Genomic DNA, 20,553 nt, shown 5'->3' on the forward strand with positions numbered 1-20,553 from the left:
CTGGAGGAGATCGTGGGGGAGATCGAGGACGAGCACGATATCGAATCGTCCGGGGTGGTCGGCAACATCGAAGATGGAACGATGGTAATAGACGGCTCCATATCCATCAGGGACCTGATAAACCTTCACGGACTTAAGCTTTCCGAATCGGAGGAGTACGAGACGATAGCCGGCCTTCTCCTCTCGGGACTCCAGTCGATCCCGGTGGGGGGCGAGTCGATCATCAAGGACGGATACAAATTCACGGTCTTTAAGGTCAAGAAAAACCGCATTATTAAAATAAAGGCGGAAAAACTGTAGGGACCGATGAAAAATCGCAAACCGGCAGGATGGAAAATTTGCCGGCAATCAGGTTACAGAGAAAATCGCTTTTTAAATCGTATTGTTTTGTAAATTCCGTCGCCCGTCCCCAATTTTTTAAACCGGCCTTTTGAGTTGACAAAATATATACATCTGTATACTATTGAGTACGGACGGAGGGGGCGTGTCTTTAATAAAAAGAACTCTCCCGATTCGAGGTGGTATGACTTGAAGGCCGGATATGGATAACTGTTTCGACGAGACGGACGGAGATATACTGCGGTTAATCCAGGAGGGGTTCCCGTTAACCGGACGTCCCTTTAAGGAGGTGGCGGACAAACTCAAGACACACCCGAGGCTCGATGAATCCGAGGTTATGAGACGAGTCGCGGCCCTGAAGGAAAAGGGGGTAATCCGCCGCATCGGGGCCGTGATCGACGGGAGGGCCTTCGGGATCGTGACTACGCTTTTGGGAGCGAAGGTTCCGGCGGAATCGGTAGATTTATTTGCCGACGTGGTAAACTCGTACAGCAGGGTCACCCATAACTACCTGAGGGATGAAGACCGAAATATCTGGTTTACCATATGGGGGAAGAGCGGCGAGGAGATTGAAAAGACAATAGACGAGATAAAAGTCAAAACCGGCGTAACGGATATTCTGTCCTTTCCGTCGAGGAAGACTTACAAGATCAGGGCGGTTTTCGATATCCCAAATAGACTATAGGGCCGAAATAGAAGAGGGTCATGCTTACATATAAGGTAGTAGAGACCTCCTTTGTCACGGACGAAACGATAGAGAGGATCATAAACGAGTATATATCTCAGGGCTGGACCCTGGACGGGATTAAATTTGCCATGAGGGAGGCCAGCAAGCGCCCCTCCATGGCCTTCATACTTTTTATCAGGGAAAATAGTGATGCCGAAGAATCTTAAAAAGGCGGATTTGACAAACCGCTTTCTTGCCAAGTTTATCGACGGACTTATCGCCTCGGCGCTGGGCCTCGTTCTCGATCCGGTGGGTACCCTTATGGGGGCTACCTACATACTCTTCGCCGACGGCCTGACCGGCGGCCAGAGCCTTGGGAAACGGCTGACGGGGCTCAGGGTCGTAAAGGTGGATGACGGAGAGATCATCACGTTTAAGGATTCGATGATCAGAAACATTCACCTCACCGTTATCTACCTCTTCTCGTTGATCCCGGTTTTCGGGTGGGTGGTGATTATCACCCTCGGGCTTGTGGTAATAATCTTTGAGGCTTACTACTGCGTTGTCGACGTCAACGGCTACCGCGTGGGGGACCTGGCCGCGGGGACCGTGGTCGTCGAGGTGCCGAAGAGGGAGAAGTAGCCCCTGTTTTTTCTGTTTCCCCCCGGCCCGTCAATTTTCATTCTCCGCAATTGGTCACAATCGGTGGTCGGGTGATCGGCGTTTAACTGTTCGACTTTTTACCTTGAGAGGTCGATATGACAAAAGAGAAAGCTATATTAATAGTCCAGCGGTCTTGGTGGAACTACTTCTGGTACTTCTTCTCCTTTTTCCTCATCGTTCCCCCCTTTATCGCGATAACCAAGAGGTTTTCCCTCCGACTCTACATTTTTGAAAACCGGCTCGTCCTGGAGAGGGGGATCCTCTCGAAACACATAAAGGAGCTTTTTCTCAGGGACATCCGTACAATCGACATCAAGCAGACCTTTCCCCAGCGGATTGTGGGGATAGGGAACCTGATGGTCGCAACTGCCGGGACGTCCGGCTACGAGCTCGTCGTAAAGGGGATCCCCGATCCTGTGGGATTAATGGAGAGGATAAACTCGCTGAGGGGGAAGTAGGCTAGGGGTGATACTTGTCTTTGTTACGTCGTTTCGGTTTCCACTATATCGGAAAGCGGTTGAAGGGCGCCGTGTATTTGTAAATATGGGGGGAGAAAAGGGGGATTTGGCCTCCGATTCCGGTTGTTTGTGGGGTCGCTATTTTTCTGGATTCCCGATCAAGTCGGGAATGACAGTATAAATCCCCGTTCAGGCCTGAATGAGAAAATAAGAGGGCGCCCCCTATCTGTCATTCCCGTAAAAACGGGAATCCAGAGGATTGGTCTCTGTGTAGGGTAGCGTTGACAAGAATTTGTTTGTCAGTGAGCGTTCCGTGAAAGCTGGAATTAATACCTTTCTGGATTCCCGATCAAGTCGGGAATGACAGTATAAATCCCCGTTCAGGCCTGAATGAGAAAATAAGAGGGTGCCCCCTATCTGTCATTCCCTTGGGAAGCGGGAATCCAGGGGGCTGGCCCTTGCGTCGGGTTCCACCGACAAGCCGACAAAGAATCTATAAAATCTATATAAATATAAATATTACGCCTTTTTCACAGGAGGAAACCATGACGAAGCTGCCGGAACCGATAACAAGCCCCCCCACCGAGGAGGAGCTTGCCTCGAGGGTAGAGAAGATCAGGGCGAAGATGGACGAAAAGGGCTATGACTACTGCGTCTCCTTCGATCCGGTCAATATCTATTACCTCACCAACTTCGCAAACCTCGTACACGAGCGCCCCTTTATATTGATAATCCCGAAGAAGGGAAAGGTCAAAATGGTGTGCCCCCTCCTAGAGACGAGCCACGTCAAGGCGAGGGCGAGGCTCCCCCTCGATTACAAGATTTATTACGAGTTCCCGGCTCCGGAGGGCGGGAACTGGTTTGATATCTACCGGGCCGAGATAGATGGTTCCGCCTCTGTGGCGGTGGAGTCCGCCATGCCGGTCGGGATCTACAACAAGACACCGGGAAAGATCGTCGTAGACGACATAATCGACGATGTGCGCCTCGTCAAGACGAAGTACGAGATAGGCAGGACCGTCCACGGCTGTCAGGTTGTGGACGGGGGGCACGAGAAGCTCCTTGAGCTGACCCGCCCCGGGGCGATGGAGATCGCCATCTATGGGGATGCGGTGAGAGCGATGATGGGAAAGGTTCTCGGGGAGATCCCCGAGGCTAACCTAATCGTGACAAGGCTCCTCGCGGCGGTCTGGCCACCCTCCATATCACACGATCCCCACAGGATCCCGAAGCCCTTCATGCCGATGGAGGAGGGCGGGCCTCAGGTTTCCATTGTGGCGGGGCAAGTGGACGGTTATGGCGTGGAGGTGGAGCGGACCTTCTTTCTGGGGAAGGTCCCGGAGAGCGCCAAGAGGCCCTTCGAGACGATGATGGAGGCGAGGGCCTTGGCCTACAAGCTCGCGGTCCCCGGAGCCCGCTTCAGCGATATAGACAAAAAGGTCAGGAAGGTGATAATCGACGCCGGTTACGAGGACTATATCCTCCACAGGACGGGGCATGGCATGGGGATTACGGGCCACGAGGCCCCGTTCTTGGCAATAGGCGATGACAGGGAGATAGTCCCGGATATGATCATCAGCATCGAGCCGGGGATATATATCGAGGGGCAGGGGGGCTTTCGCCACTCCGACACGGTCTTGATAACCCAGACCGGAAACGTGAGACTTACCAAGACCCCGGACACCCTGAGCGAGCTCACGATACCCCTTTAGGCGAAACCGAATTATAAAAAATTAGATCGGAGGGATTATGGTTTTGTCATTGCGGGGAGCCGGCCGAAGGCAGGGCCGGCGACACGGCAATCGGGTTGTATTCACCTCCCTTTTCTTGAATTCATTGTCATTCCCTTAGGAAGCGGGAATCCAGAAACACCTGTCATTCCCGTGCAAACGGGAATCCAGCTTTATATTTGTCTGGATTCCCAGTCAAGCTGGGAATGACAGCATAATTTCCTCGTCAGGCCGGGAATAAAAAAACACCAATTGTTGTCATTGCGAGGAGTGAGTCCTGCTGAAGGCAGGGCGAGCGACGAGGCAATCGGGTTGTGTTTGCCCCAATGGTGAAAAAGTTAAAGAGGAGTGTCTGTCATTCCCGCGTAAGCGGGGATCCAGAGGGTTGGTCTATGGGCAGGGTTCCACTGACAAGCCCCTGCTTATCAGTGGGCCTCTCGGTTATGTTAAAGGCGGTCTTTTCCCTTTCGTTAAAAATTTAAAATCTAATCCCCCCACCCATATCGTTCCCCTTACGTTTTGGCTTGACTATCCGGTAAAGATAATATATGTTGGCTTGATACATTAGTGCAAGGAGTTGTATTTGCCGAATAAGGAGAAAAGCGAGGTAAGGACGGAAAAGGCCGAGGAGGAGCTTGTCCGCGTAAGGCGCGAGAAGAGGGACGCGATCAGGGAGGCGGGGGAAAATCCCTACCCGAACGACTTCAGGCCCGAAAACTCGGCCAGTGAGATCATTGACAGCATTGGGGGAAAGACGAAGGAGGAGCTCGAGGGAGCAAAGGACTCCTTTGTGCTTGCCGGGAGGCTCGTGTCGAAGCGGGACTTCGGCAAGGCCTCCTTCGCCCACATCCAGGACGCAACCGGAAAGATACAGCTCTTCTTCCAGAAGGACACGCTGGGCGAAGCCTTCAAGGCGATAAAGAGGTACGATATTGGAGACATTATCGGTGTTACCGGCGCCCCCTTCAGGACGAAGACGGACGAGCTTACGATAGAGGTCGCAGAATCGAGGCTTCTGGTAAAGGGGTTGAGGCCGCTTCCCGAGAAGTGGCACGGGCTGACCGACGTCGAGACGAGGTACAGGCGTAGGTACGTCGACCTTCTGGTAAATCCAGAAGTCAGGGGGGTCTTCGAGACGAGGAGCAGGCTGATCAATGAAGTGAGATCTTTTTTCATGGAGAGGGGCTACATCGAGGTGGAGACCCCGATGCTCCATCAGGTCGTTGGGGGCGCCACGGCCGAGCCTTTCGTCACTCACCACAAGACCCTCCACATGGACCTCTACCTTCGCATCGCCCCGGAGCTGTATCTCAAGCGCCTACTCGTGGGGGGGATGGACAAGGTCTTTGAGATAAACAAGAATTTCAGGAACGAGGGGATATCCACCCAGCACAACCCGGAGTTCACGATGCTGGAGTTCTACGAGGCCTACGCCGCGTTCGACGACATGATGAAGATGACAGAAGAGCTCTTCTGCGATGTGGCCGATGAAATCATCGGCAAAAAGGAGATAACCTACCAGGGACAAAAGATCGACCTGACACCCCCCTGGGAGAGGGTGAGCGTCTTTGACGCAACGGTGAAGTACGGCGGTGTTGACGCCGCTGTGCTCAAGGACGAGGCGAAGATGAGAAAGCTCGCCTCCAATATCGGCATTGAGGTCGAAAAGAAGTGGGGGGCGGGAAAGCTCCTCTGCGAGATATTCGAGAAGACAGCGGAGGATAAGCTAACGGGCCCGGTCTTCATCACCGACTACCCGGCGGAGGTGTCGCCCCTCTCGCGCCCCTTCGACGACAATCCCGAGTTCGTGGAGCGGTTCGAGCTCTTTATATCGGGGATGGAGGTGGCCAACGGCTTTTCGGAGCTCAACGATCCGGATGACCAGAGGGAGAGGTTCAAGAGGCAGCTTGAGATGGGGGATTTCGGAAAGGGAATAAGGGAGTACGACAAGGACTATATTATGGCCCTCGAATATGGAATGCCACCCGCCGGGGGGGAGGGGATCGGGATCGATCGGATGGCGATGCTCTTTACTGACTCACCCTCGATAAGGGATGTCATTCTATTCCCGCAGCTGAGGGAGAAGGAGGAAAAGTGAAATACGAACTGTTTGTCAGTCTGAGATACCTGAAGGCGAAGAGGAAACAGTCCTTCATCTCCCTGATAACCTTTATCTCAATCGGGGGGGTCGCCCTGGGAGTTGCGGCCCTCATCATCGTAATATCGGTGATGACCGGCTTCAAGGAGGACCTTCAGGAGAAGATCCTCGGGGCCTACTCGCACCTCTTGATCTTAAAGCACCCCCTGGAGGAGGATGTGGGCATTAAGACCTACACGGATATAATGAAGGATATCGAGGATGTCAAAGGCGTTGCGGCGTCAACGCCCTTCATATACGGGCAGGTGATGTTTACATCGGAGGTGAGCGTCTCGGGGGCTTTCTTGAGGGGGATAGATGTAAAGACGGCTCCCGACGTCATAACGCTCAAGGACGACCTGATAATGGGAGACCTGAGCGAGCTCGAAGACGGCGGTGAAATCAAGGAGAAGGGGGATGCCCCGCCGAAGGATGTGGACGGTAAATTGAAGGGAAAGGGGACGGAAGGAGATAAAGAAACCGGTGACGATGTATACGGTGGGATTACCATCTTTGAGTTCGAGGAGCAGGAGGAGAGGGAGATGTCAAAGAACCTTCCGGGTGTCATCATCGGAAAGGAGCTTGCAAAGCTCTTGGGGAGCGTGTACGGCGACGAGGTGGTTATCCTCTCTCCAAAGGGGGATGTTACGCCGTTCGGTTTCACCCCGAAGATGAGACGATACAGGGTCGTGGGGCTTTTCGATTCGGGCATGTACGAGTTCGACTCGACCTTCGCCTTTATCTCCATCTCCGAGGCGCAGTCCTTTTTCGGCATGGGTGATAACGTGACGGGTATCGAGGTAAAGGTTGACGACATCTACAACGTCAGCAATATAGGTAAAAACATTCAGGCCAAGCTCGGCCTTCCCTACTACACGAGAAACTGGATGGAGATGCACAAGAACATCTTTGCGGCCCTCCAGATGGAAAAGATAGCGATGTTTGTGATCCTCGCCATGATCGTCTTTGTGGCGGCGTTCAATATAGCCTCGACCCTGATAATGGTGGTCATGGAGAAGAACAAGGATATTGCTATCTTGAAGTCGATGGGTGCTTCCAGCGGTGGAATAATGAAGATATTCATGTTCGAGGGGTTGATAATCGGGGTTTTCGGGACATTTCTGGGATTCGTGAGCGGTTATATAATTTGTTTTCTCTTAAAGCGTTACGAATTTATAAAGTTAGACCCCAATGTCTATTATATCTCAACCCTGCCGGTGAAGATAGTGTGGAGCGACATCCTCGTAATAGCGGCGTCTTCTTTGGTGCTTTGCCTCCTGGCGACGATTTACCCCGCCTGGCAGGCGTCAAGGCTGGATCCCGCGGAGGCCTTTAGGTATGAATAATATTGGCTGCAATATCAATCAATCGGCAATCAATCGGCAATCAATCTGCAGTCAATCTGCAGTCAATCGGCAGTCGGCGGATTAAAGTCAACCCTATATATATTTATTTGAAAGGGGGGGATTTAGTTGGCTAATGGCAAGAGTAAGCTGTCGGAGCTAAAGGATTCGGGCGCCAAGCACATTGCAAAGGGAAACTGGGACAAGGCCCTGGAGGCATACAGGGGAGCGCTCGACATTGCTCCGACCGACCTTCGGATCGGGCTCAAGGTGGGAGACTGCTATCGCAAACTGGGCGACACGAAGATGGCCATTAAATACTACGACAGGATCGCCCAGATATACACGAAAGAGGGTTTCGTAGTCAATGCGATCGCCGTAAACAAGCTCATTCTCAAACTGGATCATTCTTTTCCGGGGATAGAAGAGCGCCTGTCAAACCTATACGAGGAGAAGGTGAAGGGTGCGGAAGGGCCGATGCTGAAGAAGAAGGAGGGAGTCGGGGAAGAGGAGAAGTATCCCAGAACGGAGCTCTTTTCCGACCTGTCCCACGAGGAGTTTATGATGGTGGTCGAAAAGATGGAAGCGATCAACGTATCCCCCAACACGGTGATAATAAGTGAGGGGGACGAGGGGGACTCTATCTTTGTTATCGCCTCGGGAGACGTAAAGGTCTTCAGGCTCGACGAGAGGGGCAGCGAGATATGGATATCCAACCTCTCCGAGGGCGAATTTTTCGGGGAGTTCGGCTTCTTTTCGGAGGCGCAGCGCTTGGCATCGGTCAAGTCGGTTACGGACGCGACCCTCTTGGAGCTTTCAAAAGACGATGTCGACGCAATTATCGAAAAGCACCAGGGAATAAAAGACATCCTCTTTGAGTTTTACAAGAGGAGGGTGCTCGACACCCTGATAGCGATTTCCCCGATATTTTCACCTCTCAACGTGGATGAGAGGAGAGACCTCGTTGCATCGTTCTCTCCGAGGAGCTTCAAGAAGGGGGAGGTCATCATCAGGGAGAAAGATGCAGGGGACAAGATGTACTTTGTCCGCACCGGGGAGGTTGAGGTTTCAACCGAAAAAGAGGGGAGCGCAATCTCCCTTGCAAAGCTGGGCCCCGGGGACTTCTTCGGGGAGGTCTCTGTGATAACGGAAAAACCGAGGACGGCAAGCGTAACGGCCTTGACCGATGTGAATTTAGTGGAGGTCTCGAAAGACGATATACATGAGGAGATCAGGACACATCCTGAGATACTCGATATCTTGAACAAGTATATCTCGATGAGGGTGGAGGATACGATTGCCGCTATAATGCAGTACAAAAACAGGAAAACGGAAAGCGGACTGGTATAAATATGGCACTTATCGATGTACAATCCCTTTACAAGTCATTTTCCCGGGGGGATAAGGATGTAAACGTCCTTAAGGGTCTCGATCTCAAGGTGGAAAAGGGGGAGATTTTAAATATCCTCGGGGCTTCGGGGGCGGGTAAATCCACGCTTCTCCATATTTTGGGTACCCTGGACCATCCAACGGACGGAAGGGTCTTGTACAACGGGGAGGACATTTTTCTTTTGAAAGAGAGAGATCTCGCCTCCTTTCGCAACAGGAGGATCGGATTTATCTTTCAATTTCACCACCTCTTGAGCGAGTTTACCGCGCTTGAGAACACGATGATGCCGGCGCTGGTCTCCGGGTGGCCCAGGGAGAAGGCGAGGACGAAAGCCGTCGAGGTACTGAAGAGACTGGGTTTGGGAGACAGGAAGGATCATAAACCGGGGGAGCTTTCTGGAGGGGAACAGCAGCGGGTGGCCGTCTCCCGGGCGATACTTCTTGATCCGGATGTCGTCTTGGCCGACGAGCCGACGGGCAATCTGGATACTAAAACGGGGGACGAGGTTCACGATCTCCTCCTGGAGCTCAATAGAGAGCTTAAAATTACCATGATTGTTGTAACGCACAACCTGAAATTGGCAAAGAGGGAGGGGAGACGCCTCCTTTTAGTGGATGGGAGGATAGAAGAAACCTGATTTTTTAGTTATTTTTTTACTTTACATGGTTGTTTCATCTGGTATAATTACGTAGTTTTTTTAGTTTTTTAGATGGGTTTAATCCCAGGAGGCCGATATGGGTAGAAAATTCATTATTTTGATGATAATGGTGGCCCTCGTGACAGCGGTTTTAACTGGACCGGTTTTCGCCGCCGACAAGAAGGTCAAGGTTACGGTGCTGCCATTTTCGATATTTGCCGCAGAGGATTTATCGGATTATGAGGCGGACATTCAGAATGTCCTGCTCTCCGCTTTGGCGTACCATGAAAAGATCGAACCTCTCGACAAGGAAAAGCTTTCGAGCATCATAGGCGATAAGCCGCCCGATCAGATGGACGAGGCTTACGCCAGGATGGTCGGGAGCAAGATGGGGGCCGACTACGTCGTCCTTGGGAGCATGACCAAAGTTGGCGAGACCATAAGCCTTGACGCCAAGCTGGTGCCTGTTCGGGGAAAGAAGGACGCCGAGCGGTTTTACGTCGAGACGTACGGACTTGCAACGGTCCTTGACAGGGTGGGCGACATAGCAAAGAAGATCAACGAGAAAATCTTCGCGGACGAAATAATCACCAAGGTTATAATCAGGGGGAATAAGAGACTTCCCGATGAAGATATTATAGGGGTGATTCAGAGCAAGGAAGGAACCCTCCCTTACGATATTTTCCTGGCGGAGGACGTCAAGGCCATAACCGAGATGGGATATTTCAGCAACGTTGAGGTCAAGACCGAGCTTGTCGAGAAGGGAACGGAAGTCACCTTTACCGTGGAAGAGAGACCTCTTATAAGGGAGGTCAGGATAAACGGTACAAAGAAGATAAAGGTTGAGGATGTCTTTGAGGTGGTCACCATTACGCCGCCCAAGGTCCTGAGCACGAGGGACCTTAAGAAGAGCATCGACGCCATAAAAGCCCTTTATGAAGAAAAGCAGTTTCATGCCATAAAGGTGGAGCATAAGATTACCCCCCTTCAAGAGGATGAGATCCTCCTCGAGTTTAACATCGAGGAAGGGAAGAAGATGATGATCAAAAAAATCATCTTCGTTGGCAACGATAAGATTTCAGACAGGAAGCTCGAAAAGGGTCTTGCGAACAAAGGGATGGGATTGATCTGGTGGTTCACCGACAGGGGAAAATACAAGAAGAAAGAGCTGGATAAAGACATTGACCGTGTGACGGCCGTCTACTTCGATAACGGCTATCTCGATGCGGTTGTGGAGCCCCCCGAAGTCGAGATGAAGGAGAAGAGGATATTTATCACCTATCGCATCAAGGAGGGGGAGAGGTACACCGTAGGCACTGTAGACATGTCGGGTGATCTAATAAGGCCTAAAGAGGAGTTCAAAGAGAATCTTACGCTGGAATCCGGGGAAAATTTTTCAAGGCTCAACCTGATCGCCGATCTTAACTACCTGACAAAGATATATAACGACGACGGTTATGCCCTTGTGGATATCCAGCCCCAGACGGATCTGAAACGTGAAGAGCATATCGCCAACGTCAACTATATGATTGTCAAGGGAAAGAAGACTTACTTCGAGAAAATTAATATAAGCGGAAACATCAAAACCCTCGACAAGGTTATCCGTAGGGAGTTGAAATTCGCCGAGGGCGATCTCTTCAACGGCACGGATCTGACAAGAAGCAAGGAGAAGGTGGAAAACCTCGGCTATTTTGAAGAGGTGAAGTTCGCCACCGAAAAGGGAAGCGCGGATGATAAAGTCGTTGTCAAGATTGATGTCAAGGAAAGACCGACCGGATTGATCTCCGCCGGAATGGGTTACTCAAGTGTTGCGAAGGTTACGGGTCTTATCAGGGTGCAGGAGAGAAACCTCTTCGGCCGCGGCTATAAGGTCTCCGCAAGCGCGGAGTTCAGCAACGTCGATACAAACTACTATGTATCTCTCGCTGACCCCTATTTTCTGGACACGAACCTGGCTATGGCCGTCAAGTTTTACAGCATAACCCGGGAGTACGACACCTATGATGCGGAAACACTGGGCATCGAGCTGGGAGCCGGACATCGGATAATAGATGAGGAGACCAAGCTTTTAGTAACCTACATCTTCAATAGAGTGACAATAGACAATATCGATGAAGGCGCCGCTGATGACGTATGGGATGCCGAAGGGGTGACGGTAACCAGCGGTATCGAAACACAGATAATCAGGGATACCAGGGACAATGTCTACGATCCGAGCAAGGGATCAGTAAACTCGTTGTCGGTATTCATTGCGGGAATAGGCGGTGACGAGAAGTACCTTAAAACTGTTCTCGAATCAAGCTGGTACTTCCCCGTTTACTGGAAGTTGGTATTTCATCCAAGACTCATGGTCGGCTGGGCCGAGAACTTCAAGTCGGGTGATCTCCCGATCTACGCGCGTTTTTACGCCGGCGGTTTGAACACCATAAGGGGATTCAAACCCTACAGTGTCGGTCCGATAGATCCCGATACCGGCGAGTATCTCGGAGGAAATAAGGAAGTCATCGTGAACCTCGAGCTTCTCTTCCCGCTCTTCGAGGATATAAAGATGAAAGGGGTCTTGTTTTTCGACATGGGTAATGTTTGGGGCGATGATGAGAATATGGACTTAAGTGATTTGAGATACTCCTTCGGTGGTGGTATAAGGTGGTACTCACCCATGGGACCCATCAGGGTGGAGTGGGGATATAATCTCGATCCCAAACCTGATGAAAGCCATGCGGAGTGGAACTTCTCCATCGGAACGAGCTTTTAGCTGATTTTCGAGGGAAATGATCATGAAAAAGGGGGAGGGAGGTATTTACTTCTCTCCCCCTTTACATTAAAACTGAGAGGGTGTTTTGAATCCATAGTGATTGTTTTATGACAGGATCTCCCCTCTCTTTAAAAGAATCTTTTTCACAGCCGGTGTTCCCTAATAATTTGAAAAACCGAATCTCGATCTGAATAATTATTGGATTTTGTTGTTGTGTGAAAACCGTGTGTCTAATTGGCCGAAGATAGAATTGAAATTTAGATGTTAGATGAGGGGCGAACAGGTTTGCCTTTGAAAATCTTTATGATAATAGTAAGACAACATTTTTTTGCCTTGGAAACGTGATTAAAAAGAGTTTGAAAGAGCTTGCGGACCACGTGGGGGGTGAAGTTTTTGGAGACGAGGATTTGATAGTCTCCGGCGTTAGCGGCATTGCCGAGGCGGGGGAGGGGGATATTACCTTCATCGCAAATCCGAAGTATATGGAATACCTCGACAAGACCGAAGCCTCCGCCATAATAGTGTCTCCGGAAATCGAGTTCGACAAAAAGCCGCTCATCAAAGTCGATAATCCCTACCTCGCATTCGCCTCCGTGGTCACGTTGATGACGGAGGCGGCGAGGGACCTTTTCGGGATTTCCGAAGAGGCCCACGTCCACCCGGATGCGGAGATTCATCCCAAAACCGCCGTACATCCTTTGGCCTACATCGGGAAGGGGGCAAAGGTGGGGGAGGGGACCGTAATCTACCCGGGTGTATATATCGGAGCCGGGGCGGCGGTCGGGAACGACTCGACCCTCTACCCGAATGTCACTCTCATGGACAGGTGCGTGATCGGAGACAGGGTTATCATTCATTCCGGTACCGTAATAGGCTCGGACGGCTTCGGCTTCGCCCACGGGGGGACCAAACGCGTAAAGTTTCCCCAGGTCGGGATAGTGAGAATAGACAACGACGTGGAGATCGGGTCAAACTGTTCCATCGACAGGGCGTCCATGGGAGAGACCTGGATAAAGAGCAACGTGATAATGGATAACCTCATCCAGATAGGCCACAATGTGGTCGTCGATGAGGGCTCCATTATCATCGCCCAGGTGGGTATATCGGGGAGCGCCAAGATCGGGAAGAACGTGATCCTGTCGGGACAGGCCGGCCTCGTCGGGCACATAAGCATAGGCGACGGGGTGATCGTCACGGCGAAGACGGGTATTCCGAAGGATATCCCCGCCGGTCAGGTGGTGTCCGGCTATCCCGCCATGCCCCACAAGAAATGGCTCAAGGCAATGGGGGCGGTCTCCAAGCTTCCGGAGATGAGAAAAGAGCTCGAGAGGCTTAAAAAGGAGGTCGATGAGCTGAAGAAAGGGAAGAGAGATGCCGAGGGTTGATGCAAACGGGATCGCTTCCCTCGTCTATCACAAGAGGCCCTATCTGTTCATCGATAGGGTCAAGGAGTACGCCGGCGGGGAGGGTGTCGAATGTGAGATGATCATAAGGGGCGACGAGTCTTACCTTTCGGGGCACTTCCCGGGCCGCCCCATACTCCCAGGGGTCTTCGAGGTGGAGGCGATGTTTCAGGCGGCCGAGGCGTTTATCGCCCTTGAGGTAGAGGGTAAAGGTAATATCTATCATCAGGGAGATGTTAAGCTTGCTAAAATTGTCTCGGCCAAGTTCCAAAGACCTATTACACCCCCGGCGAGCTTGACGGTATCGGTTCGATTAAACAAGTTTGACGGGGAAGATATGAAGTTCAAGGGCTCGGTTTACCACGATGATGAGAAATGCGCGGAGTCTTCTTTTATTGTGAAGGTATTGTTGTAAATAGTGGATGGTAAAGATGTCAAAAAAGATTCACGAGACGGCTGTTGTTTCAGAAGGTGCGGTTATAGGGGACGGAGTTGAGATAGGCCCCTATTCGATTATCGGGGAAGGCGTAACCCTCAAGGACGACGTGAGGGTCGGGCCCCATGCGGTGATAGACGGTGATACCGTAATCGGCGAGGGGTGCAGGATCTTCCAGTTCGCCTCCATAGGCTCCATGTCCCAAGATCTTAAGGATACGGGTGGCGAGGGGAAGCTTGTGGTCGGTTCCGGCAACACGTTTCGGGAGTTCGTCACCATAAACTGCGGGACTCCCGACGGCGGCGGCGTGACGACAATAGGCGACAACTGCTTCTTCATGGCCTACGCCCACGTGGCCCACGACTGCAAGATCGGCAGCTGCGTTGTGATGGCCAACGTGGCGACACTGGCCGGGCACGTCACCGTCGAGGACTTTGTGGGCCTGGGGGGGCTTGTGGCGGTTCACCAGTTTGTCAAGATCGGCCAGCACACCTTTGTCGGCGGGGGGAGCATGACCTCGATGGATATTGCGCCCTACATGAAGGTGTCCCATGGAAAGGGGGCCAGGGCGAAGATCATGGGGCCGAATGTCATCGGGCTTGAGAGGAGGGGCTTTACAAAGGAGTCGATCTCGGCCATAAAAGGGGCCTACAGGATAATCTGGCGGTCAAACAAGATTTTGAAGGAGGCCCTGAAAGAGACCGAGGGGGAGTTTGGAGAGGTCGCCGAGGTGAAACACTTGATCGATTTTATCCACTCATCGAAGAGGGGACTCTTACGGTAGTTTTTTGAGTCGGTGCCGTTGTTTGAGGGCGGCCGCTGAATAAAGGGCGACGCCGCGAATAGGGGGGTGTGTTGAGGGCGGTTTCGGTTCCGCATACAGCGGTGTTAATCGAATTGAATTGGGAAGTGGAGTTTTGGTTTTTGAGTGAGAGGCATTGGGTTCTTCTTATTTTAAAGTTATTTTGAGGGCTGGAGATTTTGGCAGAATGTAATAAAAAAGTCAGGGTCGGTGTTGTGGGGACGGGGTATCTCGGCACGTTTCATATCGAGAAGTACCTCTCCTTTGGCGACGTGGACCTGGTGGGGGTGTCGGATCTAAATCCGAGCGTGGCGAGGAAGATCGAAGAGAAGTTCGGTGTTTCCTGCCACGAAGATTATCGGGAGCTTATTGACAGGGTGGATGCGGTCAGCGTGGTAGTTCCCACAGTTCTCCACCACGACGTGGCGATGGACTTCTTGAACAGGGGAGTGGATGTCTTTGTGGAAAAGCCGATAACATCCGCCGTCAATGAGGCGGAGAGGTTGATCACCGCGGCGGACTCAAAGGGTCTTATCCTGCAGGTAGGCCATCTGGAGAGGTTCAACCCGGCGATCATCGCCCTCGAGGGCCACCTCAAGGAGCCGATGTTTATCGAATCCCACAGGCTCTCCCCCTTCCCTGAGAGGAGCACCGACGTCGATGTCATCCTGGACCTCATGATCCACGACATAGATATTATCTTGAGCATGGTAAAATCGGAGATCGCCGCCATAGACGCGGTGGGCGTTCCTATAATTACATCCCACGTGGATATAGTAAACGCCCGGCTCAACTTCGAGAACGGGTGCGTGGCCAACGTCACGGCAAGCCGCGTAAGTGTCGATAAGATGAGAAAGATCCGCATATTTCAGTCGGACGCCTACATATCTATAGACTACGCGGCCCAGAAGATTACGGTTTATAAGAGGATCAACGACGCCAAAAACGGCCTTTCTATCGTAAAGGAGGATATAGACATCTCCCCCAGCGATTATCTGGGCGATGAGATAAGATCGTTCATAAATTCGGTAAAGACGAGGAGTCAGCCCTCGGTTACGGGCGTTGACGGGAAGAGGGCCCTCGAAGTCGCCATGATGATAAAGGAGAAGCTTCAAGCGTCTCTTAAAAAGCTCAGGGAGATGGGGATCATAACGGATGACGTCACCGCCTGATAAGCTTGATGGGAAATACGGTATCGATGAGATAAAGGCCCATGTTGCAAAAAAGCGGGTGCTCATCGTGGCGGGGGAGGCCTCCGGCGACCAGTACGGCGCCGAGCTAATGAGGGAGGTGGCGGCGCTATCCCCAGACACACTCTTCTTCGGCGTCGGCGGGAGCAAGATGAGGGATGCGGGGCTCCTGGCCCTCGTAAGGTCGGAGGAGATCACCGTGGTCGGCCTCGTCGAGGTCGTGAAACACCTCAAGACGATAAAGGGCGCCCTGGATCTTCTGAAGGAGTCGATGAGGGCCCTGAAGCCCGACCTTATAGTATTGATCGACTTTCCGGACTTCAACTTCAGGGTCGCCGATGCGGCGGTCAAGCTGGGGAAAGATGGGGGGAAGATGCCGATTTTTTATTATATAAGCCCCCAGGTCTGGGCCTGGAGGCGGGGCAGGGTAAAGACGATCGCCCGATTTGCCGACAAGATGGTGGTCATCTTCCCATTCGAGGTCAATATCTACAGGGAGGCAGGGGTCGACGTGGAGTTTCTGGGCCATCCCCTGATGGATGTTGTGGCAGGGGTAGAGAGGAGGCTAAAGGGGGGTGGAGACGCGAAGGTCGGAGGAGGAAAGCCTAACGTGGCGCTCCTTCCGGGGAGCAGGAGAAGCGAGATAGAGAGGCACCTTTCGCACCTTCTTGGGGCGTCTGAGATAATCAAGAGGAAATACCCGGACGCGTCCTTCACAATCCCTCTCGCCCCGACCCTTGAGATGGAGGATGTTGCCCCTTATCTTGAAGACACGTCGCTTAACGTTGCCGTCGTGAAGGACTCGTTTCACAGGGTTGTCAGGGGGGCCGATATCGCCATCGTCAGCTCCGGCACGGCCACCATCGAGACGGCGCTCATGGGAACGCCGATGGTCGTTGTCTATAGACTGAACTACCTCACCTACATGATCGCGAGGCTCCTTGTCAGGGTGGACTACATCGCGATGGTGAATCTGGTGGCGAAAAAGCGGGTCGTTCCCGAGCTGATACAATCCGATGTAAACGCCGAAAATATCGCGCGGCACGTCATTTCTATTTTGTCGGACGATGCCGTAATGAAGAGGATGAGGGAAGACCTGTCGGAGGTGAGAAGGAGGATAGGAAAGCCCGGAGCCTCGGCGCGCGTCGCCGAGAGGATCATGAATTTTCTTTGAGCCGTGGAGATAAAAAGAGACTGCATATATTATATAGGGGAAAAGCCCTGTCGCCACAGGCGGCTGTGCAGTGGCTGTCCCCACTATCGCCCTATGGGGACGAGGATATTGATTATCAAGCTCGCCGCCACGGGAGACGTGATAAGGACAACCCCCCTGATCTCCGGTCTGAAAAAGAGATACAAAAATCCCCACATTACCTGGGTCACCGACCCGGCGGCGTATCGGCTCCTAAAGACAAATCATGAGATAGACAGGCTCCACGTCTTCAACCTCGAGAGCGTCCAGTATTTGACGGCGCAGAGGTTCGATCTTTTGATCTCCCTCGACAAGGAGACGAGGGCGGTGGGGTTGGCCGGGAATATCAGGGCGAAAAAGAAAGTTGGATTTTGCCTCTCGAAGTTCGGCACCCTCGATATCTTCGACAAGAGGAGCGAGTACGCCCTCCGTCTGGGGCTCGACGATCCCCTTAAGTTTTACGAGAACGACAAGAGCTACCCCGAGATCGTCTTTGAGATGTGCGGTCTTGAGTACAAGGGGGAGAGGTACCGTCTCGAAATCGACCCGGAAGATGGAAATTACGTAAACTCCCTGTTCAAGGAGAAGGGGCTCTTGGGAGGCGATATAACAGTCGGCCTGAATATCGGCGCCGGGCCGGTCTTTGCCAACAAGGCTTGGACGGAAGATGGCTTTGTTAAACTTATCGACAGACTCGGCATAGTCACGGTCGGCGGGAGGGGAGTAAAGATCGTCCTTTTGGGTGGGGAGGGGGAAAAGGAAAAGGTTAAAAGGATTCACGAGGCCTCGGGGAAGAGGGCGGTCGATATCGGATGCAACCACTCAGTTTCGCAATTTGCGGCGATCATCTCTCTCCTTGACCTTGTCGTCACGGGAGACACCATGGCCCTCCACCTGGCCCTTGCGCACAACGTCCCCGTCGTCGCCGTATTCGGCCCAACGGTCGAAAGCGAGATAGACCTCTTCGGTTTGGGGAGGAAGGTGGTTGCGAAGATCGAATGCGCCCCCTGCTATAGATCTTCCTGCGGCAAGTCTCCCAACTGTATGGATGCCGTATCCCTGGAGGAGGTATTGGAGGCGGCCCTATCGGTTCTCGAAGATAAGGGCGGAGTTAAAAGAGACGGATGAGTTTTACGTATGAGATGATATTATTATGGCCGATGTTTTCAGTAAAAATTTGACCGAGGACGAGAGATACAAGAGGTACACGATCATCCTGATCTCTCTGGCGACCCTCTACCACCTGATTATCATCGGGATTATCGGCCTGGGCGACAACGAGGCCTACTACTGGACCTGGTCTAAGCACCTCGACCTCAGCTACTTCGACCACCCACCCATGGTGGCGTATATAATCGCCCTTACGACGAAATTGGGGGGCGACACCCCCTTTTTCGTCAGGATAGGGAACACGATGCTGTTTTTGATAACGACGATCCTCGTCTATCTTTTGACCGTCGACATCTTCAAGAGCAGGAGGGCCGGCTTCTACTCGGTCGTCCTCACAAATATCCTCCCGTTATATTATATAGTGGGACTGATAATCGTCCCGGACGGCCCCCTGGCAACCCTCTGGATTCTGTTCCTCTACTTACTATATAAAACAATGAAGATGGACGGCGAATCCGGAGGGGGCAAAGTCAAGTTCTGGTTCTGGTACGTCATGGGGGTCGTGGCGGGACTCGCGCTCCTCTCCAAATATTTTGCGATCCTCCTCCTCCCGACCACCTTTATATTCCTCTCATCGGACAAGAGGGTAAGGGGGTATCTCAAGAGCCCCCACCTCTACCTGGCGATCCTGATCGCCGCCGTGATCGCAAGTCCGATCCTCTTCTGGAACATGGAGCACGGCTACCCCAGCATGACCTTTCACATCAAGACGAGGCACGGGGGCGAGGGATTCGAGTGGGAAAACCTGGGGAAGATGGTGGGGGGGCAGTTCGTGATGACTCCGATCCTCCTCTACTTTCTCCTTGCATCCCTCTACGTTGCCGTCAAGCGCGGCTTTTGGGGCAATAAAGATATAAACTACAAGTTTATCGCATTGACCTCCATCCCCACGCTTTTGTTTTTCTACGTCGTCATGTGCTTTACCGACGACGCAGAGCCGCACTGGCCGGCCCTCGGGTACGTCCCCCTGATCGTCGCGGCGTCCGGGCTCTACCCGGAGTACCTTAAAAGGTGGGGGAAGAAAAGACTCTACGACTTCAAGCTATTCAGGGCGGTCTCCGGGAGGGATGTGGACAGGGGGGGAATTTTAACCGCGATAAGGGGGTGGATGAAAGGGACTTCCACCTTTAAGGCGCTGGTGGCGGTCGGGGTAGCCTTTCCCATTATATTTATGGCCTTTTTTCACATACAGATGATATATCCCCTCTACAGGCCGGAGAAGTCCCACTACGACGTTACAAACGATCTTATGGGGTGGGACGCCGTGGCGCCCGTCGTAAGGGAGATAGAGGGCGATATGACGGTTAACGGCAAAAAACCCTTTGTCCTTGCCTATCACTACAACGTTGCGTCCCAGCTCGGATTCGCCCTGAAAGATCTTGAAAACGTGATCTGCCTCTCCAGCAAGAGGAAGATAAACCAGTTCAACTTCTGGCAGAATATGGACGATCTTGTGGGGAGGGACGCAATATACGTCGCAAACGATCACTACAACGACCACCCCTGGGAGAGGTACGAGTTCGAGAGGATCGATAAAAAGCCGAAAACCGTTCTCTTTACAAGGAAGGGGGGATACCGCGCAAAGGAGACTTATATTTATAAGTGCTACGGCTTTATCGGGACGAAGTATTGAGGCGGAATTTAATCGATGGAATCGGTCTTTGATTTAAACAGGAGTCTCTTCCTCGCGATAAACGGGATGTATCATTCCGATCTCACCGATGCTTCGATGTTTGTCATCACCCAGTTCGGGGCGGGGCTTGCGACTGCCGCCCTGATTGGCGTTCCCCTCTTCTTCTACGACAAGGAGAATTTTCTAAGGCGGTTTTTCGTCATTGTGCTTGCCGTGTTGCTGGGGGGAGCCGTGGTGGAGATAATCAAGGACTGTATTTCCTGTCCGAGGCCCGTTGTCGACCTGATGGGCCTTATCGCCACGGGCACGGTCAAGGTAAATCTCTTTATCGAGGACCCCAGGCACCTCTCCTTTCCCTCGGGGCACACTCAGCTCGCCTTTGGGGCGGCGGTCGCCCTAATCTGGTACCATAGGGGGTGGTATACGGCTCCCCTCTTTGTCCTCGCAGCCCTCGTGGGGTTCTCGAGGATATATCTCGGCGTCCACTTCCCGCTGGACGTAATCTGTGGGGCGCTGATAGGGATTATAATCTCGATCATCGTCTGCTGGGGTGTGGACAAGATAATCTCGAGGTTTTTCGTAGCCGGTTAAAAAAGTAGACATTGAGC

At 52.4% G+C, this 20,553-nt stretch carries 19 protein-coding genes; all 19 read left to right on the forward strand.

What is annotated here, in order from left to right; translation table 11 throughout:
- On the forward strand, nucleotides 1-300 hold a 300-nt coding region (locus tag JW984_14245), incomplete at its 5' end, for an HlyC/CorC family transporter (protein MBN1574356.1).
- Nucleotides 301-541: 241 nt separating this feature from the next.
- Nucleotides 542-1,024, forward strand: coding sequence for an Lrp/AsnC family transcriptional regulator (locus JW984_14250; GenBank protein ID MBN1574357.1), 483 nt, complete (start codon nucleotides 542-544; stop codon nucleotides 1,022-1,024).
- A 20-nt stretch (nucleotides 1,025-1,044) separates the two neighbouring features.
- Nucleotides 1,045-1,233, forward strand: coding sequence for a DUF4177 domain-containing protein (locus JW984_14255; protein ID MBN1574358.1), 189 nt, complete (start codon nucleotides 1,045-1,047; stop codon nucleotides 1,231-1,233).
- The gene (locus tag JW984_14260) at nucleotides 1,217-1,648 is read left to right on the forward strand and encodes an RDD family protein (protein ID MBN1574359.1); all 432 of its coding nucleotides are present in this window, start codon (nucleotides 1,217-1,219) and stop codon (nucleotides 1,646-1,648) included. Before JW984_14255 ends, JW984_14260 begins: the two co-directional genes overlap by 17 nt.
- Nucleotides 1,649-1,764: 116 nt before the next feature.
- On the forward strand, nucleotides 1,765-2,127 hold the full coding sequence (locus tag JW984_14265) for a PH domain-containing protein (protein ID MBN1574360.1): 363 nt from the start codon (nucleotides 1,765-1,767) through the stop codon (nucleotides 2,125-2,127).
- A 545-nt stretch (nucleotides 2,128-2,672) separates the two neighbouring features.
- Complete coding sequence (locus tag JW984_14270) at nucleotides 2,673-3,839, forward strand: aminopeptidase P family protein (GenBank protein MBN1574361.1); 1,167 nt, start codon at nucleotides 2,673-2,675, stop codon at nucleotides 3,837-3,839.
- Nucleotides 3,840-4,440: 601 nt separating this feature from the next.
- Nucleotides 4,441-5,955: a lysine--tRNA ligase gene (gene lysS / locus JW984_14275; protein ID MBN1574362.1), complete on the forward strand. Its 1,515-nt coding sequence runs from the start codon at nucleotides 4,441-4,443 to the stop codon at nucleotides 5,953-5,955.
- Complete coding sequence (locus JW984_14280) at nucleotides 5,952-7,340, forward strand: ABC transporter permease (GenBank protein ID MBN1574363.1); 1,389 nt, start codon at nucleotides 5,952-5,954, stop codon at nucleotides 7,338-7,340. The genes lysS and JW984_14280 overlap by 4 nt, the downstream gene beginning before the upstream one ends.
- A gap of 126 nt (nucleotides 7,341-7,466) precedes the next feature.
- The gene (locus JW984_14285) at nucleotides 7,467-8,687 is read left to right on the forward strand and encodes a cyclic nucleotide-binding domain-containing protein (GenBank protein MBN1574364.1); all 1,221 of its coding nucleotides are present in this window, start codon (nucleotides 7,467-7,469) and stop codon (nucleotides 8,685-8,687) included.
- A gap of 2 nt (nucleotides 8,688-8,689) precedes the next feature.
- Entirely contained in the window at nucleotides 8,690-9,364 is a 675-nt protein-coding gene (locus tag JW984_14290) for an ABC transporter ATP-binding protein (protein MBN1574365.1), read from the forward strand.
- A 97-nt stretch (nucleotides 9,365-9,461) separates the two neighbouring features.
- Nucleotides 9,462-12,119 (forward strand): outer membrane protein assembly factor BamA, encoded by a 2,658-nt coding sequence (gene bamA / locus JW984_14295; GenBank protein ID MBN1574366.1) that lies wholly within the window; start codon nucleotides 9,462-9,464, stop codon nucleotides 12,117-12,119.
- 341 nt (nucleotides 12,120-12,460) lie between these two features.
- Nucleotides 12,461-13,504 (forward strand): UDP-3-O-(3-hydroxymyristoyl)glucosamine N-acyltransferase, encoded by a 1,044-nt coding sequence (gene lpxD, locus JW984_14300; GenBank protein MBN1574367.1) that lies wholly within the window; start codon nucleotides 12,461-12,463, stop codon nucleotides 13,502-13,504.
- Complete coding sequence (locus tag JW984_14305) at nucleotides 13,491-13,937, forward strand: hypothetical protein (GenBank protein ID MBN1574368.1); 447 nt, start codon at nucleotides 13,491-13,493, stop codon at nucleotides 13,935-13,937. The genes lpxD and JW984_14305 overlap by 14 nt, the downstream gene beginning before the upstream one ends.
- A gap of 16 nt (nucleotides 13,938-13,953) precedes the next feature.
- Nucleotides 13,954-14,742 carry an acyl-ACP--UDP-N-acetylglucosamine O-acyltransferase gene (gene lpxA, locus JW984_14310; GenBank protein MBN1574369.1) on the forward strand — a complete coding sequence of 263 codons (789 nt, stop codon included), beginning with the start codon at nucleotides 13,954-13,956 and terminating at the stop codon, nucleotides 14,740-14,742.
- Nucleotides 14,743-14,939: 197 nt separating this feature from the next.
- The gene (locus JW984_14315; GenBank protein ID MBN1574370.1) at nucleotides 14,940-15,932 is read left to right on the forward strand and encodes a Gfo/Idh/MocA family oxidoreductase; all 993 of its coding nucleotides are present in this window, start codon (nucleotides 14,940-14,942) and stop codon (nucleotides 15,930-15,932) included.
- Nucleotides 15,916-17,124 (forward strand): lipid-A-disaccharide synthase, encoded by a 1,209-nt coding sequence (lpxB, locus tag JW984_14320; protein MBN1574371.1) that lies wholly within the window; start codon nucleotides 15,916-15,918, stop codon nucleotides 17,122-17,124. Before JW984_14315 ends, lpxB begins: the two co-directional genes overlap by 17 nt.
- A 3-nt stretch (nucleotides 17,125-17,127) precedes the next feature.
- Nucleotides 17,128-18,270 carry a glycosyltransferase family 9 protein gene (locus tag JW984_14325; protein MBN1574372.1) on the forward strand — a complete coding sequence of 381 codons (1,143 nt, stop codon included), beginning with the start codon at nucleotides 17,128-17,130 and terminating at the stop codon, nucleotides 18,268-18,270.
- Between the two features lie 25 nt (nucleotides 18,271-18,295).
- A complete protein-coding gene (locus JW984_14330; protein MBN1574373.1) occupies nucleotides 18,296-19,945 on the forward strand; it encodes a glycosyltransferase family 39 protein in 1,650 nt (549 codons plus the stop codon).
- 66 nt (nucleotides 19,946-20,011) lie between these two features.
- A complete protein-coding gene (locus JW984_14335; protein MBN1574374.1) occupies nucleotides 20,012-20,536 on the forward strand; it encodes a phosphatase PAP2 family protein in 525 nt (174 codons plus the stop codon).
- Nucleotides 20,537-20,553: the final 17 nt, after the last annotated feature.

Source organism: Candidatus Zymogenus saltonus, from assembly GCA_016929395.1.
Classification (GTDB): Bacteria; Desulfobacterota; Zymogenia; order Zymogenales; family Zymogenaceae; genus Zymogenus; species Zymogenus saltonus.